Origin of the sequence: Pseudonocardia sp. N23 (assembly GCF_002583555.1) — a bacterium.
GTDB lineage: Bacteria > Actinomycetota > Actinomycetes > Mycobacteriales > Pseudonocardiaceae > Pseudonocardia.
The window spans coordinates 1-884 of record NZ_BEGX01000013.1; the positions used below are offsets into that span (position 1 = coordinate 1).

The following is an 884-nucleotide window of genomic DNA, read 5'->3' on the forward strand; positions in this document are numbered from 1 at the left end:
CAGGGCGACTCGAGTTCGGGGCGGTGGCGTCGGACTCGACGTGTTGGCGGCTGCTCGACCGCCTCAACGACACCGCGCTCGCCCGGGTGGCTGCGGCGCGGGCGAGGGCTCGGGAGGTGGTCTGGGACCAGCATGCCGAACGCCACGGCCGCCCGTTCCCGCCCGCGCGTGTGGCCGGCCAGGACCTGGACGTGCTGGTCATCGACCTCGACGCCTCGATCGTGATCTGCCACAGCGAGAAGGAACATGCGGCGCCGACGTTCAAGCGGAGTTTCGGCTATCACCCGCTGATGGCGTTCTGCGACAACACCTCCGAGTTCCTGTCAGGTGTACTGCGTCGCGGCAACGCCGGCGCGAACACCGCCGCCGATCACATCGTCGTGCTCGACCAGGCGCTGGCCCAGATCCCCGACCAGCACCGTCACGGCCGCAAGGTACTGGTCCGCGCCGACACCGCCGGCTGCACGAAGGCGTTCCTCACCCACGTCCGCGACCACCGCGGCAGAGCCGTGAGCTGTGAGTTCTCGGTCGGGTGGGCCATCACCGACCGCGAACGCGCTGCCATCACCGCGATCCCGAAGAAGGTGTGGGCCGACGCCGTGGATACCGACGGCGGCCATCGTGACGGCGCCGGCTTGGCGGAGCTCACCGGCCTGCTGCCGGCCACCTCGCTCGACGGCTACCCCGAGGGAACGAGGGTGATCGTCCGTCGCGAACGGCCCCACCCGGGCGCGCAGCTGGACCTGATGGAGACCCGCGACGGCTGGCGCTACACCTGCTTCGCCACCGACACCCCCGCCGGTCAGCTCGCGTTCCTCGACGCCCGCCACCGCGCCCACGCCCGAGTCGAGGACCGCATCCGCACCGCGAAAGACACCGGCCTG

At 71.2% G+C, this 884-nt stretch carries 1 protein-coding gene; it reads left to right on the plus strand.

The genetic code is table 11. The features are described 5' to 3' along the window. Window positions 1-23: 23 nt before the first annotated feature. Window positions 24-884: transposase (locus TOK_RS05855; protein WP_253258202.1), on the plus strand; the 861-nt coding region annotated here is incomplete at its 3' end.